13 protein-coding genes and 2 pseudogenes are annotated in these 16430 nt (G+C 68.4%); 9 read left to right on the top strand and 6 right to left on the bottom strand.

Going from position 1 to position 16430, the window contains the following annotated elements:
• Positions 1-179: 179 nt before the first annotated feature.
• The 6 genes and pseudogenes from AB0M79_RS27425 to AB0M79_RS27400 all read left to right on the top strand — a co-directional run bounded on the left by AB0M79_RS27425 (position 180) and on the right by AB0M79_RS27400 (position 5594).
• Complete coding sequence (locus AB0M79_RS27425) at positions 180-1109, top strand: ABC transporter ATP-binding protein (RefSeq protein ID WP_364218758.1); 930 nt, start codon at positions 180-182, stop codon at positions 1107-1109.
• A gap of 35 nt (positions 1110-1144) precedes the next feature.
• The gene (locus AB0M79_RS27420; RefSeq protein WP_364218756.1) at positions 1145-1942 is read left to right on the top strand and encodes an ABC transporter permease; all 798 of its coding nucleotides are present in this window, start codon (positions 1145-1147) and stop codon (positions 1940-1942) included.
• Positions 1939-2499 carry a TetR/AcrR family transcriptional regulator gene (locus tag AB0M79_RS27415; RefSeq protein WP_364218754.1) on the top strand — a complete coding sequence of 187 codons (561 nt, stop codon included), beginning with the start codon at positions 1939-1941 and terminating at the stop codon, positions 2497-2499. Before AB0M79_RS27420 ends, AB0M79_RS27415 begins: the two co-directional genes overlap by 4 nt.
• An 88-nt stretch (positions 2500-2587) precedes the next feature.
• Positions 2588-2959, top strand: a pseudogene (locus tag AB0M79_RS27410) (hypothetical protein); the annotation flags it as partial.
• A gap of 151 nt (positions 2960-3110) precedes the next feature.
• On the top strand, positions 3111-4766 hold the full coding sequence (locus AB0M79_RS27405; protein ID WP_364218752.1) for a cellulose-binding protein: 1656 nt from the start codon (positions 3111-3113) through the stop codon (positions 4764-4766).
• 399 nt (positions 4767-5165) lie between these two features.
• Complete coding sequence (locus AB0M79_RS27400) at positions 5166-5594, top strand: hypothetical protein (RefSeq protein WP_364218750.1); 429 nt, start codon at positions 5166-5168, stop codon at positions 5592-5594.
• A 40-nt stretch (positions 5595-5634) separates the two neighbouring features.
• On the opposite strand, the pseudogene AB0M79_RS27395 reads toward AB0M79_RS27400, so the two are convergent.
• Together AB0M79_RS27395 and AB0M79_RS27390 are read right to left on the bottom strand one after the other, a co-directional pair.
• Positions 5635-6009 (bottom strand): annotated as a pseudogene (locus AB0M79_RS27395) (IS110 family transposase); the annotation flags it as partial.
• A 168-nt stretch (positions 6010-6177) separates the two neighbouring features.
• Positions 6178-6339 carry a hypothetical protein gene (locus tag AB0M79_RS27390; RefSeq protein ID WP_364218748.1) on the bottom strand — a complete coding sequence of 54 codons (162 nt, stop codon included), beginning with the start codon at positions 6337-6339 and terminating at the stop codon, positions 6178-6180.
• A 244-nt stretch (positions 6340-6583) separates the two neighbouring features.
• Here AB0M79_RS27390 and AB0M79_RS27385 point away from each other — a divergent pair, with 244 nt between their 5' ends.
• The 3 genes from AB0M79_RS27385 (at position 6584) to AB0M79_RS27375 (ending at position 9927) form a co-directional block, all read left to right on the top strand.
• Entirely contained in the window at positions 6584-7705 is a 1122-nt protein-coding gene (locus AB0M79_RS27385) for a hypothetical protein (protein ID WP_364218746.1), read from the top strand.
• A 139-nt stretch (positions 7706-7844) separates the two neighbouring features.
• Positions 7845-8063, top strand: coding sequence for a hypothetical protein (locus tag AB0M79_RS27380; RefSeq protein WP_364218744.1), 219 nt, complete (start codon positions 7845-7847; stop codon positions 8061-8063).
• Complete coding sequence (locus AB0M79_RS27375) at positions 8053-9927, top strand: HEXXH motif domain-containing protein (RefSeq protein ID WP_364218742.1); 1875 nt, start codon at positions 8053-8055, stop codon at positions 9925-9927. The genes AB0M79_RS27380 and AB0M79_RS27375 overlap by 11 nt, the downstream gene beginning before the upstream one ends.
• A 24-nt stretch (positions 9928-9951) precedes the next feature.
• On the opposite strand, the gene fxsT is transcribed toward AB0M79_RS27375, so the two are convergent.
• The 4 genes from fxsT to AB0M79_RS27355 form a co-directional block, all read right to left on the bottom strand.
• Positions 9952-13773 carry an FxSxx-COOH system tetratricopeptide repeat protein gene (gene fxsT / locus AB0M79_RS27370; protein WP_364218740.1) on the bottom strand — a complete coding sequence of 1274 codons (3822 nt, stop codon included), beginning with the start codon at positions 13771-13773 and terminating at the stop codon, positions 9952-9954.
• A 184-nt stretch (positions 13774-13957) separates the two neighbouring features.
• Positions 13958-15466, bottom strand: coding sequence for a hypothetical protein (locus AB0M79_RS27365; RefSeq protein ID WP_364218738.1), 1509 nt, complete (start codon positions 15464-15466; stop codon positions 13958-13960).
• Positions 15467-15503: 37 nt separating this feature from the next.
• Positions 15504-15938, bottom strand: a complete 435-nt coding sequence (locus AB0M79_RS27360) for a hypothetical protein (RefSeq protein WP_364218736.1) — start codon at positions 15936-15938, stop codon at positions 15504-15506.
• Positions 15939-16164: 226 nt separating this feature from the next.
• A partial coding sequence (locus AB0M79_RS27355; protein WP_364218734.1) for a hypothetical protein occupies positions 16165-16430 on the bottom strand: 266 nt, incomplete at its 5' end.

The raw sequence follows: 16430 nt of genomic DNA, 5'->3' as shown, positions 1-16430 counted from the left end.
TCAACAAAGCGCGCCGCTACGAACGCAAAGCCGACCACTTCCAGGCCTTCGCCGACCTCGGCTGCGCCCTACTCGGCTACCGCCGACTCACCAAGAACAACATCTGGGATGAACCCTCAGGCCCTGCCCCGGGTCGGTCCGATTTGGCGGCCCGCCCTACCGGTAGGTAGGCTGCTGGCATGACTTCGCTCCCTGCCGTCGACATCGTCGGCCTGACAAAGACCTACGGGGACCGGAACGCGCTGGACCACCTGTCGCTTCAGGTCGAGCGCGGAACTCGCACGGTGGTGCTCGGTCACAACGGCGCCGGCAAGTCCACCCTCCTGGAGATCATCGCCACGCTGCGCACACCAACCTTCGGCACGGTGACCGTCGAGGGGTACGAGACGGTGAAGCAGGGGCGGGAGGTGCGGCGCCTGATCGGCCTGACCCCGCAGTCCAACGCCCTGGACCCGCTGGCGACCACGGCGGAGGTTCTCGAGTTCCAGGGGGCTGCGCTCGGCCTCGACCGCCGGAACGCCGCGCGCCGGACGCGGGAGCTCCTTGACCTCTTCGGTCTGGCAGAGCACCGCGGGACGCGGATTTCCAGGCTGTCCGGCGGAACCCGCCGAAAGGTCGACCTCGCCGTGGCGCTCGTGGCCGAGCCCCCGGTCGTGATCCTTGATGAGCCGACCACCGGCCTCGACCCGCTCAGCCGCCTCGACTTCTGGGACGAGCTGAAGCGACTGAACCAGGGCGGCAGGACCCTCCTGGTGTCCACCCAGGACCTGCACGAGGCCGACGTCCTCGCCACGGACGTCGTCGTGCTCCGCAACGGAACGGTTGCCGCGCAAGGTTCCCCCGAGTCGCTGAAGCAGCGCGTCGGGGAGCGCACCCTGACCCTCGTGCTGACGGACGCGGACGCCTCACAGGCGCTGCTCGCCTCCTCGCGTGCGCCATTTCGAGCCGAGCCGGACGAGCCGCGCACCGTGCGCCTCGCGCTCCCCGGCACGGCCGGCGCACTGAAGGTCGCGCTCGATGACATCGGCCAGGTCGCGGGCGACGTCGAAGAGCTCCGCCTCACCGAACCCTCGCTCGACGACGTCTTCGTCGCGCTCGCCGCTGGCTGACCCGAATCCCCATCACCTCATGTGAGGACTCGATCGTGACCGCTTCCGCCGTCTCTGTCGTCCCTGCGCCCAGCGCGGCGGTCCCCGTGACCCTTGCCGCTGTCAGGCGCTCCACTCGCATGTTTATGCGCTCACCGGCCCTTCTGATCACCCCGATCGCGCAATCCCTGTTCTTCCTCCTCGTCTACGCCGGACAGCTCAGCACCGTCGGCGGCAGCTATCTCGCGGGGGCCAGCTTCATCTCCTTCCTGCTCCCGCTGATCCTGCTCACCGGTGTCGCCACCGGAGCGGGAGCCGCAGGCACGCTCGTTCTGGGCGACGTCACCAGCGGATACCTCGACCGACTCCGACTCGCCCACGGCACGACAGTCCCGTTCGTCCTGGGTGCCGTCGCGGCCGCCCTCGTCGCCGTCACCGTCCAGATGCTCGTCACGATCGCCGGCGCGGCGCTCATCGGCTACCGGCCGGAGAACTGGCGGAGTGCGATCGCCATGATCCTCCTGATGTTCACGCTCGGGCTGGGCGTCGCCCTGCTCAGCGTCGCGGTCGCCATCCGCACCGCATCCGCATCGAGCACCAGCCTCGTCACCCTCGCGGTCTTCGGGCTGTCGTTCTTCACCGGCGTCTTCGCACCCGTGGACGAGCTTGCCGGCTGGATGCGGGCAATCGCGACCTTCAACCCACTCACCTACGTCATCGACGCCGCCCGCCAGCTCGAGAGCGGTGCCACGCCCTCGGCCCTGCCGATCGCCCTCGGCGTCCTCGTGGTCCTCGTCGCCGCCGGGACCGCCTCCTGCGCCCTCGCACTCAACCACGTCCGGAGAAACCGATGACACCCGCAGCAGACACCCGTTCACAGATCATGGACGCCTTCGGCGAGCAGTTGGCCGCCGCGGGCTACCCGGGCATCTCCCTCGTCGGCGTCGCCCGAACCGTCGGCATCCAGAAGCCATCCATATACCACCACTTCCCCGGCGGCAAGGAAGAACTCTATGCGGCCGTCGCCCTGAGGTTCATCGAACAGCTCCATGACCGTCTGGTCACCGCGCTCGCCGCCGAAGGACCGACGGAACAGAAGCTGCGGTCCCTTGCGGTCGCTGCCGCCGAGCACTCCACCCGCACCATCTCGTTCGAGCAACGCGTCTACGACGCGCTGGATCACGTCTCCGACGAGACCAGAAGCACCGTGTCGCAGAAGTACGTGCGCGACATCCTCGATCCCGTCGTGGCTCTCTTCGCCCACGCCGTCGACGTCGGTGAGGTGACTGGTGAGCCCTGGTTCCTCATGAACGCGTTCCTGCACCTCGCACGCGCAACGGACCTCGTGAACACCCCGGACGGGGCGACCCGGGTCGTCGCGCTATTCCTGGAGGGAGCCCGGCCCCGCTAGTGCCTCGTCATGCAGCCATGAACAGGTGATCGGGGTGGCGGATCTTGGAGTTGATCGCGAATCCGGTCTTCGGCTGTGCGAGGAACTGTTCCAGACCGGCAAGGGCCAGGTCGGCCTGCACCACTACCAGGTCCGCGGCTGGACCGGCTGGCACCGGTTCATCACCCTGGCCATGCCCGCCCTGGCCGTCCTGACCACCCTCGCCGCCACCAGGCAGCCCGCCTCCGCCCCGGAGATCACCGCGTTGCCCGTCGCCGAGATCCGCCGACTCCTCAACGCCCTCGTCACCCAACCACTCCCACCAGCACACCATGCATTGGTCGATCTGGCGACGAACATTCCAAGCCCGAGCCAGACAGGCCCACATGACGACGATCCAGCCGAGCTGGGACTTCAACGGATGGTGGCGGCCTCGCTGGCAGCCGGCGTTGCGGTCTGCAACAAACCTGCACGTATCTAACCCTTGCCACGCCGGCAAGCGCTTTCCTAGCATGTTGTTTCATCGATGTTTCGATCCTTGACCGGGCTGAGGGTGCGGACATGAAGCTACGTGCGGTGTTGGGTTGCGAGGGTAATGCCCCGCACCGTGCTCACTCCCGAGGAGTCCAACAGTGAGAACCGCAGTGCGACACAAGCTCCTTGCCGGCGGCACCGCTGTGGCCGTGGCCGCGGTCGTCGCGGCGCTGCCGATGCCCCAGGCGTCAGGTGCCTCCAGTGGCCCCAGTCCCGCATCGGTCGGCGTCAACGCGACCAATCTCAGCCTCGGGGCCGGCTCCGACGGCTCCAGCAAGGCCAGCGGCACCAGCTACGGCAACGTGCTCGACGGCAACATGAGCACCTACTGGTCACCGGCCGGATCGACCGGCCGCATCTCGATCAAGTGGGGTTCCGCCACCACGGTGGGCTCGATCAACATCCGGGAGGCGGCCGGCGCTGTCGGAGTCATCGGCTCCTGGCGGGTCGTCAACAACGACACCGGCGCCACCCTGGCCAGCGGCACCGGAGCCGGGACCATCACCTTCGCCGCCACCTCGCTGCGCAAGATCAACTTTGAGATCACCGGCTCGACCGGCACACCGAGGATCGCCGAGTTCGAGACGTACGCCTCGGGCACGACCACTCCGCCGACCACGCCGCCGCCGACGACCGGGCCGACCACCCCGCCGCCGACCACGCCCCCGCCGTCGAGCAGCACGCTGTACGTGGCACCGACCGGCACCGACAGTGCGGCCGGCACGGAGGCGAACCCGACGACGCTCACCTCCGCGATCACCCGGGTCACCGCCGGCGGCACGATCTACCTGCGCGGCGGCACCTACCGCTACTCGCAGACCATCACCATCGGCCAGGGCAACAACGGCACGTCGAGCGCGCGCAAGAACATCTTCGCCTACCCGAACGAGACCCCGATCCTGAACTTCTCGGCCCAGAGTGAGGATCCGGCGAACCGTGGACTCGCGGTGGGCGGATCGTACTGGCACATCCGCGGCATCATCGTCGAGCGGGCCGGGGACAACGGCATCCTGCTCGCCGGCAACAACAACATCATCGAGCGTACGGTGACCCGCCATAACCGGGACTCAGGGCTTCAGCTCTCGCGGCTGGTGGCAAACGCGCCCCGCGACCAGTGGCCCTCCAACAACCTCGTGGTGAGCACCGTGTCGCACGACAACGTCGACTCCGACGGTGAGGACGCCGACGGTTTCGCCCCGAAGCTCACCGTCGGCCCCGGCAACGTCTTCCGCTACACCGTGGCACACAACAACATCGACGACGGCTACGACCTCTACACCAAGAGCGACACCGGGGCCATCGGCACGGTGACCATCGAGTCCTCCCTCGCCTACGGCAACGGCACCCTGAGCAACGGTGGCCAGGCCGGCAACGGTGACCGCAACGGCTTCAAGCTCGGCGGCGAGGACATCGCGGTGAACCACACCATCCGGGGCAACATCGCGTACGACAACGGCAAGCACGGGTTCACCTACAACCGCAACCCCGGCACGATGACGGTGTCGAACAATGCCAACATCGGCAACGCCGAGCGCAACTTCAACTTCGACGGCGGCTCCTCGGTGTTCCGGAACAACACCTCGTGCAACAGCGGCTCGAACGACCGGATCGTCGGAAACTCCGACAGTTCGAACCAGTTCTGGTCCGGCACCAACGGATCCCGGTGCTCCCAGTACTCCGGCGCCCTGGGCTGGTCCTTCGCATCCGACGGTCGTCTCGTCGTGACCTTCGGCGGCAGGGTGGTCACACCGTAACGCAGCAGGACGACGCCAGCGGCGCGGGCGGCACCGGAGTAGGCCGGCACCCGACGGTCACGCCGCCACACCCCACCGGCTCACCGGTCCCGGCGCGAGCACGCCGGGACCGGTGACCGATCACATCAGGGCCTCTGATGCCCCTGTGTTTCGTCAAGTGGTTCGTGGGGTCTGATTCGTTGGGGCTGGCTGGCGGAGCAGGTGGTAGACCTCGCGGACGATGTCTTGATCCCGAACCGGGTTGGTACCCCTGCTCCCACGTTGTCCGCCGAGTTCGGAACCAACGCCCCACCGGCGTGGGTCGAGCGAGCCCATGCTTGGAGTCCATTAGGGTGTGGAGCGTCCGCCCTCCTGAAGGGACGGACGGGACAGACACCAGAAGCCGAAGGGGAGACCACCGTGACGAAGTTCGGCCGGATCGGCAAACTTGCCCTCCTGAGCACCGTGACCAGCGTTGCGCTGGCCATCGGCGCTGCCGCGCCGGCTCACGCCGCCTGGTCGACGTTTGCCGGCCAGTCCGGCACCGCTGTCGTGATGGCGTGCAAGACGGCGGTCGAAAGCGGGTACGGCCCGTTGTGGGAGATCACTCTGGTGGCGGCGACCACGCCCGGCCGTACTGCGGGAGCCCGGTTCGAGGTGTGGCGCGGCAGCAGCCTCGTCTCGCGCGTGGACCTCGCTGCCAGGGACGGCGCGTGGGACGTCAAGACGACCTGGGCGTCGCGCATCCTCGGCGACACGTACACCGGGGTGGCAGGCACGGGCCTTACCAGTGGTGAAGGCGCCGGCGGAGCGATCGGCGGATCGTTCTCGACCATCGCGGGCTGCTGATCGGAGCGAGACGGACCATGCCCGGCCGGCTCCGATGCCCCTATGTTTCGTCAAGCGGTTCGTGGGGTCTGATTCGTTGGGGCTGGCGGAGCAGGTGGTAGACCTCGCGGGCGATGTAGCGCTTCAGGCATCGGGTGGCTTCGCGGCGGGTGAGGCCTTGGCTGCTGCGTCGGTCGAGGTAGTCGCGGGTGCGTTGGTCGGCGCGTGATCGGGTCAGGGCGATGCGGTGGAGGGCGGCGTTGGCGCGGCGGTCGCCGCCTCGGTTGAGGCGTCGGCGGCGGGTCTTGCCGGAGGACGCCTCGATGGGGTTGACGCCGCATAGTGCGGCGAAGGACGCCTCGCTGTGCATCCGGTCTGGGTTGTCGCCGGCGGTGACCAGCAGGGCCGAGGCGGTGTCGGGACCGACTCCGTGCCGGACCGAGCAAGCGTGACACTGGAACGAACGGCTCTGGCGCAGAAACGGTGGTCACCATGGGTGATCTACGAGAGCAGGATGCGCTGCCGGAGTAGGGCGAAGCCTGCCCGGCCGTACATCTGTTGTTTCAGGAACTTGCCCTCGGTATTGACGCCCTCGATCGGTCCGTTACTGCCCGGCGAGGTCACCGCCACCGTGGTTGACCACCGCGCCCTGACCGTGGTTGCCGAGCCGGCGAGCTGACCCCGTCAGCCCGAACCCGGCGATGCCGGCGGCATCACCGCCGCGCAGGCCACCGACGCACCACGCCACCCAACTGGAGCGCACCATGACAACCGAGCCCAGCCCGCTGCGGGACAACGCGAACTATCGGAATCAAGCTCGGCGGGACCGGCGTGAGACCCGGCGGACCGTGTGACCGGCCGTTGCGGCAAGGCGGCACCCTGCGCGGCCCTCCATGCCGTCTGGGAATCTCAAGGACGCGGTGTGCGATCGACCATCCTTGGACCACCGGCGGTCCGACGACCGTCGTTGCGCCGGATATGGCTGTCCCGTAATGGATGAGGAGTGTGATATGGGCCCGGACCACGATCCGTTCGACGTCCACGTGGTCGCTGTCGGCATCGACCAGTACGCGGCGGGCGGCGAGTGGAGCCTGGTCGGGCCGGTCGACGACGCCATCCGGTTCGCCCGCTGGTTCGTGACCCGAGGGGTCCCGCCTGGGCAGGTGACCGTGCTGCTGTCGCCCGATCCCGGGCCGGACGCCGTCCCGCCCGGAGTCGTGCTGCGGTCCGCTGACCGTGCGACCGTACGCGAGGTGCTGCTGCGGGAGCTGCCCACACGGCAGGCGTCGACCCTCTACGTAATTTGGGGTGGCCACGGCTATGTCGACACCGGTCGCCACCGGAGGCTCTACTACGCCGACGCCACCGCCACCGATGCGGGCTCTCTCGACCTAGATTCGATGCTCGCCACCTTCGCCTCCGATCTTGTCCCCGCGTTCGGGCGGCAGGTGTGGATCGTGGACGCGTGCCAGCTGCACGATCGCCCCCAGGGCCTGCGCCTGGCCGGCAACGAGACCTTCCCGGTCGGGGGAACCGTCGCCGGACGGCGACAGGATGTCCTGTTTGCCGCCGGCGTCGGTCAGGCCGCCACCAACCTCCGTGTGCGACGTACCGGGCTGTTCAGCCGGGAGGTGCTGCGTCTGCTCGACGATGGCGACGGGGATCGGCTCGCCGATCCGGAGCGGCTCGTGGCCACCCTGCGAGAGCGGTTCGACAAGCTGCGGTCGAGCGGCCTCACCGCCCAGACCCCCACGTACCTCTGGTACCGCAACGCGCTCGGCGACGAGGGGTTCCTGCTCAGCGGATCCGGGGCCGGGCGTCCGGCTCCTGCGGCGCCCGCGCCCCCACCCCCGGCCGCTATGGCCCCCCTCGTGGACGCGCTTCTGGAGGTCCCGGAGTTCCTGCGACCGAACGACCGTGAGGAGATCCTGTCGCTGCTGCGCGGCCAGGTGTACGCGGCCATCCGGCGTAGCACCGCGGCGCGGCTCGATGCCATCAGTGTCGTGCGGACCTGCCTGCGCTATCCGGGTGCCCTGTCGGAACTCGTCGAGGCGGTCCGTTTCTTCGCCGCCGACGACGCCACGATGGCCCGGGTCGAGGACGGTGCCGCCCGGCTGGCGGCGCACACCTGACCCGAACACACCTGGGAATCCAAAACGGACGGCCCGCGGCCTGAACCGGTTTGTGGTGTCGACCGCTCGACGCTTTCGCTGCATGCAGGCATAAGTAATATGGAGCTATCGACCGTCATCATCGGGAGGGTTGCCGTACATGAAGAAACGCCTCGCCGGTATCGAGTCTGAGCTGCTCGACCTGTCAGCGGTGACCGTGGCGACCCTACGGTCGGCTGATCCTACCGGCATGACTGCGGCGATTTCGCGGGTACGAGAACGAGTTGCCGATTCGGGGGGCAGTATCAGCGGCTACAACGGCTCCTTCCCGAGCCGGATGCGACCCGCCGGGCCGGATTCGGAGGAACATGTCGTCTGATTCCTTCTCGTTAGGTCCGACCTACCTCGAACAGGCACACTTCGAAACCCTGGCCACTGGTGCCGGAGACGAATCGAGCGTCGCGGCGCTCTGGCGGTCCGAGCGCAGCTGGCGGCTGCTAGTGCTGCGCGCAGTGCTGGACACGTGCGTCATCCGGCCCGAGGCCTGCGGTCCGCTCGCGCCTGCCAGCGACGCCTGGCAGTTGCTGGTCCGGGCCTACGGAGCCGCTCCGGACAGCACCGAGGACGTCCTGGCCCAGCCACAGGTCGGCATCTGGGCCGCGCACACCCTGCGTCGGCTGGGCGACGACGCCGACCCCCTGGTGCCGATGTGGCTGGACGTGGGATACCTACACGCCCTCGCGGCCGCGTGTGCTGTTCGGGCCGATCTCTCCTTCGAACTCGACATACCTGTGCGCCAGGGTTCCGCGATGCTGCCTACGGTGGGCTCCGCGTCGGTCCCCACGGACCGCGCGGTCGTCCGCGTGCGGGCCCGCGACGGGCAGGTCGATATAGACACCGGCGCCCGCACCGTACGATGCCTGTCCGGCGATCCGGACTGGCACGTACCCGTCGTCGTCGAGGTCGGTGAGGACGGCGTCGACCTCCGGGTCGAACTGCTCGACCGCGACGTGTACCGCGACCTGCGAGGCCCCACATCGCCGCAGCCGCTGTCGGCGACCGAGATCACCCGCTGGCGCGTGCATCTCGCGCGTGCCTGGGAACTGCTGGTCCGCGAGCAGCGCGCATGCGCCCTGGCGATCGCCGGAATCGTACGGACCCTGGCACCGGTGCCACGCCGCGAACGCTTCCGTCCGCTGTCCGCGTCGGGCGCCGAGGCGTTCGGGGGCATCCTGCTCTCCGAACCGGACGACGCGGTGCAACTGGCAGTCACCCTGGTACACGAGTCGCAGCACCACAAGCTCGGTGCCTTGTCCCACCTGCTCACCCTCTGCGACCCCGACGACGGCCTGCGCTACTACGTCCCCTGGCGAGACGACCCAAGACCCCTCGCCGGTGTCCTCCAGGGTGCGTACGCGTTCGTTGGCATCACCCAGTTCTGGCAGGTTCACCGGCACCACGCGCCACCGCAGGAGCGGGCAGCGGCGGACTTCGAGTTTGCGCTGTGGCGCCGGCAGACCCTCGGCGTCCTGCGGATGATCACGACGTCGGGCCGGCTGACCGGGCATGGCCAACAGTTCGTAGACACCCTGCACACAGAGCTGAAGGCAGGCCAGGACGATCCGTTGCCCCCCGCCGCGCTCGACGCAGCCCACGCCGTCGCCCTCGATCACTATGCACTGTGGCGAGGCCACAACATCCGCCTGGACCCCGCCGAGCTTGACGCACTCGTCACCGGCTGGCGGCACCGTGTCCCGGCGGCGGACGCCGTCCTCGCCGTCGGTGCCGAAAAGGTGCTGGCGGAACCACCGCCCGGCCTGCTCGACGCCCGGGCCGTCCTACGCAGATACCTGCTGTTCGATCCGGACGCCTTCAGGCGGCTACGCGCCGCCCCCGACGAGGTAGGGGACAGGGTCGCGGGTGCCACCCCGGCCGACCTCGCCCTCGTCGCGGGGGACATCGAGCAGGCACACGCCGGCTACCTTGGCGAGCTGAGGCAGAACCCGTCGCACGTACACGCCTGGGTCGGCCTCGGTCTCACCCGGCTCGACCGCCCCGCCGATCCGGCGACGCGGGCTCTGCTCGGCCGCCCGGAACTCATCGTGGCCGTCGTCCGAGGGCTACGGGCGCGCGGGGCCGCGACGGTGACCCTGGATCCGCTGGAGATGGCTGGCTGGCTCGGTGACGGGCTCCCCGACCTGCGGTTCGACACCGTCGACCCGGCGGGCTGGCAGGCCGTCTGACCCGCCGGATCGGACGTTGTGTCGCTACAGGGGGAGCGGGTCGATGTCGCAGTTGGCCCGTACGCCGGCACCGGCCGCCGCGACCGCCGGGTGCCGGAAGCCGAGGGCCTGCCGCAACTGCTCGAGGTTCGAGTCGAACAACCTGCCCGCCTCAGAATCGCGCCCGAGTTCCCGCAGATCCATGGCGAGGTTCAGAGCGCACACGAGCGTGGTCGGGTGGGTATTGCCGAGGACCTGACGACACTGCGTGAGGGTATCCGCGTCAAGGGCGTGGGCATCCTCGTAGGCGCCGAGTTCGTAGTGGTCGCTCGCGAGGTCGATCCGGGCGGCCAGCACCAGGGCATGCGACGGACCAAGCCGGCTGGTCAGCCGCTCCAATGCCACCTGGTCGAGCTCCCGGGCCTGTTCGCACTCTCCGAGCAGACGAAGCGTCACCGCCAGGTCTACCTGCGCACCGGCCGTATGCGGATGGTCCTCGCCGTACAGCCGGCGCAGGCCCTCCACCGCCACCTCCGCCGCCTCCCTGGCTGCGCGCAGATCGCCGGTCATCCGCTGGTCGATGGAGAAGGTCAGCGTGGCGAGCACGGTGTCGGGATGGTTGTCGCCGTAGCGCGTACGGAAGCGGCGCAGCACGTTGCTGGACAGGTCGAGCGCGTCGTGGTGGTGACCGGCCTTGCGCCGGAAACTCGCCAGCATGTGGCTCTGCCGCAGCAGATCCGGGTGGTCGTCGTACTTCAGCATCCGGCGGGCCATGGCGACGACGTTCTCCTGGTTCGCGTGCGCCGCGATGTAGTCGCCGAGTTCCCGTCGGTCCAGGTTGATGCCGCCGAAGGTGCTGAGGCTGTCCGGGTGGTCGGTGCCGTAGATCTGCACGAGACGCTGGTAGGTCTGCTCGTCGAGTTGGAGAGCCCGTCCGAACAGGCCGGACAGCCGCATGCTCACCGCGAGATTGTGGGCGGCGCGCAGCGTGAACGGCTCCTCCTCACCAAAGTTCTGCTTCGCCTGTTCGTAGACGACGAGCGAGCGGTCCAGCGCACCGGCGAAGTCACCTGCGACCCGGTGGTCGGCGGCCACGGCACCGATGGCGTCCAGGGTCTCCTCCCGCTCGTCGCCGAGGGTCTGTCGGTAGAGTTCGAGCGTCTGGGCGTTCAGTGCGGCCGCGGCGGCGTAGTCACCGACGACGAAATGCATGAAACCGAGCCAGCTCGCCATCCGGAGACTGTCCGGGTCGGCACCCCCGCCGTCTGCGGTCCAGGCCGTCCATGCCCGCTGCGAAAGATCACGTGCACCCAGGTGGTCCCCCCACCGCCACAGGTACTTCGCCTCGTTCAGCACCATGTCGCGCACCAGTTCGTTCGCGCACTGCTCCGCACCGGAGGCGACGATGTGCGGGTACAACTCGGCGTACCGCGGCCAGTGGTCAGCGTCGTCAGGCTGGTCGGGGTCGTTGCCGGCCAGCAACATGTGGGCGCCGTGCCGGAGGGCTTCGCGGTCTTCCGGATCCATCTGGTTGATCAGTACGCGTTGGACGAGGCGGTGCATCTGGAAGGAATTCGTCCGGTGGTCGATTCTCGCCAGCGAGAGGCGGCCGACCGTACGAATCGCCCGGTTGAGGCGGATCGGGTTGCGGACCAGGGGATCGAGGTCGGGATGGATGTGCAGCGCGCGTGGCTTCGACAGGAGCACCTTGCCGATCGGCTCGGGCGCGAAGAATGAGCACACCTGCAACAACCGGAGGGCCGACAGGTCCTGGTCGCGCAGCCAGTTGAGGGACACGTTCCATGCCGCGGCGACAAGTTCCGGGTAGTCCTGCTGCGCGGTCTCGTCATCGAGGATCGGACGGCTGGCGTCGAGGAGTTCCAGGTACTCGTCGGTTGGCATCCTCGTCTCGGCACGCCAGGCCGCCGCCTGCTCGATGGCCAGGGGAAGGTCACCCAGGGCCGCGGCGAGCCGGTCAGCGTCGTCGACGGCCAGGTCCGGCCCCCGACGGCGAAGCAGATCGATGCTCTCCCGCCGCTCGAACACGTCGACCGGAAGACTGTTCGCGATGCCCCGCCACGCGCCGTTGCGGGAGGTGACGACGATGCTTCCGGGGCCGCCCTTGGGGAAGAACTGCTCGACGTCGTGCGGATCCTCGGCGTTGTCGAAGATCAGTAGCCAGTTGGAGTACGGGCGTCCGACCCGCAACGCCTCAAGCACCGCCGGCACCGCCGTGTTGGCGGTCGACGGGACCGGCAGGGCCAGGCGCGCCGCCAACTCCACCAGCGCGGACTGGATCTGCGCCGGCCGCTCGGCCGGGATCCACCAGATGAGGTCGAAATCCTGCTGATGAAGGTAGACGTACTCGATGACGAGTTGCGACTTGCCCACTCCGCCGGAGCCGTGCAACGCCTCCGGCAGCACTGCGGTGGTGCCGGCACGCAGGCGCTGGTGCAAGGAGTCGAGCAGTTCACGCCGGCCGGTGAAGTTCGCGTTCCGGAGCGGCAGGTTGCCGACGACAGCCGGCGAAGGCCCGTCGAGCCGCGGTACGGTCCGCAGATCGTCGATCGGAGCCCTGCCCGAGATGCCCGGCTCGGCATCCAGCATGACGTGTGCTGCGGAACCGAACGAGACCCCCGGGGCCGGCGGGTTCACTCTGTCAGACATTCCGGACTCCATGGTCCTGTGAGCGGTAACGGATGGTGGCTGCAGTACTCGACGTACCTGCCGTGGGATAGGAGAGCCGAGCGCCTGGCCCAGCCGTGCGGCCGCGACGAGGTTCGGCCCGCCCAGCGAGAGGTGAACAGCCAACTCGACCCGTAGGTACGGTTCGGCGGCCGGAGTGACCCGCTCGTACGAGGCGTTCTGCGGATCCTTGACGCGAAGGGTCAGATTGCGTACCGCCTGCACGTCGTGCGCGAGCTCGTACTCCACGATGTGCTGGACCTCGACCGTGCGGTCGCGGTACCCGAGCGCGAGGAGTCGCTCGCGGACACCGTGCACGAATTCGTAGCCGATGCGGGCGCCGCCTGTCGCCGCCGCGTGCCGAACCGGCTGCACCAGATCGCTCGTCAGCACCTCGGTCAGCTGATCCGGCCCCGATCGGATCACCGTCCTCGCCACGGCGCGCACGACGGCGACGTTGAGCGGAGCGGCGGCCAGCCGTGTCGCCAGCGTGAACGCCGCCGGTGACACGCTGGCCCGGAACCGGGCGACGAGATCCTGAACCGAAACCGCTCGGCCGGGGCGGCTGCCCGCCAACCCGCCGGGCGGCAGCAAGAGTGCCGGCATTCGCAGTTCGCCCGTTGCCGGCCCGGCCAGCAGCCGGCTCCACCGTCGCAACCAGTCCGTGCCGCGCTCGATGACCGGCACCGCCGTCAGCCGGGCCTCGTCCCGCTCGTCGGAGGGACGGAGATCAAGACCGCTCACCCGCCACGACCGAGAGGTCGCCGGACCCGGACCTTCCAGGCTCCATGCCACCTCGGTGGTCTCCATGCCCCGATCGCGCCACCGCTGTTGGGGTAGCAGATGGACCACGGCAACGGTCATACCGGCTGCCCACGAGACGAGCACGGGGCGGATGAGTCCGCCCCGCCAGGCATCGGACCCGCCGTGGGTCAGCAGGAAGACGACCCGCCGCCCTGTGGGATCAACCAGACTCTCGGGCGGAACGTCGGCAGCCTCGCGGTCACCGGTCACCCGCAAGACACCGCCCTCGACACTGGTACGTCTGACCTCGACGGAGGTGAAAACGCGCTGGGCTCGTAGTACCGCGATGAAGGTCGAGATCTCATCGGCCCAGAACTCCATCACCGGATCGTCATCGACGACCACGACGAGATCCCGGCCTTGCTCCGCCGGCTCCACCGGTGAGTCGTTTGCCCGTCGGCCGGCGGGTGCGGAGATCGCAGGCACTGCTCGGCTCATCGCGGATCCGCCGTCGCCGACGCGGGCCCCGACGATCGGGCGCCACGGTGCCGGCCGGTGACGCTGCCGCCCGTCCGGCGTGGATACCGGTCATCGGCGGCCCACATCCCGTGGCCGTTGCCGCTCATGCAAGGACCCTTCGCCTGTCGCCGTCGGCGAAGACCGCTCCTCCTGGCTGCCGATCCGGATCATCAAACAAGATCACAAATCCGTGTCCGATGTGCTGGTCGAGCCCTTTGGGGTCCTCGCTCCACGCCAACTGCCGCACTTCCGCGAAACGCCACGGAAGCTCGATCACTCCAGCGCCTGTCGCGCGATCACCGACCATCGACGCGACAGTGTCGCACACATCCCTTGTGGACGACCGGTTGCGATGCCAGACGATGGCCGGTACCCCGGACCGTAGCCCGACAAGCAACTGCCGCTCTCCGACGCTATCCACAGCCGGTGACTCGCTGAGCACCAGCACCACGACGCCGCTCTCGCGTCTGAGGGTCGCCTCGAGCTGGACGTCGACATGGTGCCCCGAGGCGCAGTGAATCAGCTTCCGCTCGCTGCCGCGACTGGCGAGGCCCTGCCATCGACTGCGCCACACACGGTGCCACTGGCTGGCGCGGATGCGTTCCAGGCTCCTGATCACCAGGGGATACTCCGTGGTCAGGGGACTTGGCATCAGTGAGTGGAGTTCCTTGCGCCAGGTGTCGACCGGTTCGTTGATCAGCTGCCAGGGCAGGACGAATTCGATGGTCACGGCACCGGCCTGATCCGCCCAACGGCGCTCGATCTCGTTTATGACCCGGTCGACGGCCGCCTCGAGTTCTCCGTACGGCACGTGCCGGTCCTCACCGCGGAGGGGCTGCCAGACCGCAGACGCCCACTGGTACCAGTGCGACATGATGTAGGTGTCGTCGTCACCACCGTACTTCTCGAACTGGATCACGAGGTATCCGGTGCCGACGGCCGCGAGAGGATTCGTCGGGGCCACCTCCAACTGCTCCGTGAACCCCCAGTCCTTGGCCAGCTGCGCGACGAACTCCCGCATCCGGTCCAGCGACGCCTCCGGCACCGCCGGCACCAACTTTGCGAGCAGCCCCAGCCACGCTGGCGTCTCACCTTGTGAGTTGGTCGACGCCAGGTGGGTGAAGAGATCCCAGGCGCTCTTGCACCGCAGCGGGGCGGGGACCGCGCGGGTCTCGGTGACGAACCGCCGCAGATCACGGGTCACCTCGACCGTGGACAGCAGGCCCCGCAGCCAGGAGATGTCGTAATCGGCGAACAACTCGACCACCTGCCACTCGTCCGCCAGTCGCAGCAGTTCGGTCGTGTGCTCGCTGCCCGGCTCGAGCAACTCCAGACATTCCACGAGGCAGCGCAGCCCGCCCGGGCGGTCCACGCACACCGTCACCAGCTCGACGATCTGGGGCCGTAGCAGACCCAGTTCCCGGTAGCCCACGGCGCCGCCCAACGCATGGCTCAACTCTTGAAGCAGCAACTGTCGGCTGTTCGGGTCGCGGATGACCGACGACGCCTCCATCGCGGCCGCGACCTGTTTGACGAGTCTGAGGCGTTCCTCCGCCACCGCCGTCGAATACTGCCGCGACGGCTCACGTACGCTCCTCGCCAGATCGCTCACGGGCGAGACCTCGGCGGGACGCTGCGGCAGGGCGCCATCAGGAAGGCTCCGACCTGAACGGGTCAAGCCTGTCCAGCACCTCGACGACGTCGGCCGCCTCTCCGGTCACCTCCACGCCTCGTCGCTGGACACCGTCATCGTAAATCGCGCGTACGCTGACCTGCCCGGTGTGCCGGCGCAGCATCGACTGCAAGGCGTACCATCCGGCGGACGAGCCGATTCCGATACCGATCTGGAGCAGCGTGTCGGTCACCAGACCGCGCGACGAGGCGAAATCGCATTCCGAGGCGGGATGCCAGGTATCCACCACCAGTCCCGTGGCCACTAGTTCCTGCATCAGTACCGGAGTCGATTCAGGATAGACCGGCACGCCGTCGTCCTCGGCGAGCGGCAGAAAGGTCACGTCGACGCCGGCTCTCGGGCCGGGACCGGGGTTGTGGTCCATGGCGACAATCGAGACCTTTGATGACATGCGACCATCGTATTACCGATGCGGCGGCGACGGAATTACCGGCGACGACATCCCTGGACTGTCGCTAACCTGACACAATCCCGTCTTGCGTATGCCCGACTCCCTCGTCTGCATGTAAATGCTGATCAGAGTGGGTCGGCAAGCGGTCGTGTCCGGAATGCCCCGTCCGTTCGGATGATCAGCAGCAGACCGGTGGTGCCCACGACGATGTGGCGCCTGCGGTCGTTCACTCTTTGCCGGTGTCGTAGCCGCGCGGTCCGTTGCCGCACCGGGTGGTGCTGCCTGTGCCGGTCTCTGCGGCGAGTTGCTCCACCCTGGCCAGCGCGGTGCGAAGTAGGTCGATGGCCTCGTCTGCCCGGCCCTGTTTCTCGAGCAGGTTGGCTAGAAGCAGGGTGGTGGCGGCGCTCGCGGCGGCCTCCTTGTCGCCGAGTTCGCCGTGGCAGACCGCGAGTTCGGTGTGCAGGACGAGTAGTGCGATCGGATCCGGCAGTC

It is taken from the genome of Polymorphospora sp. NPDC051019 (assembly GCF_040683055.1).
Taxonomy (GTDB): Bacteria; Actinomycetota; Actinomycetes; order Mycobacteriales; family Micromonosporaceae; genus Polymorphospora; species Polymorphospora lycopeni.
Note: the sequence above shows the minus strand (reverse complement) of the source record. Positions and strands in the feature narration are given on the sequence as shown.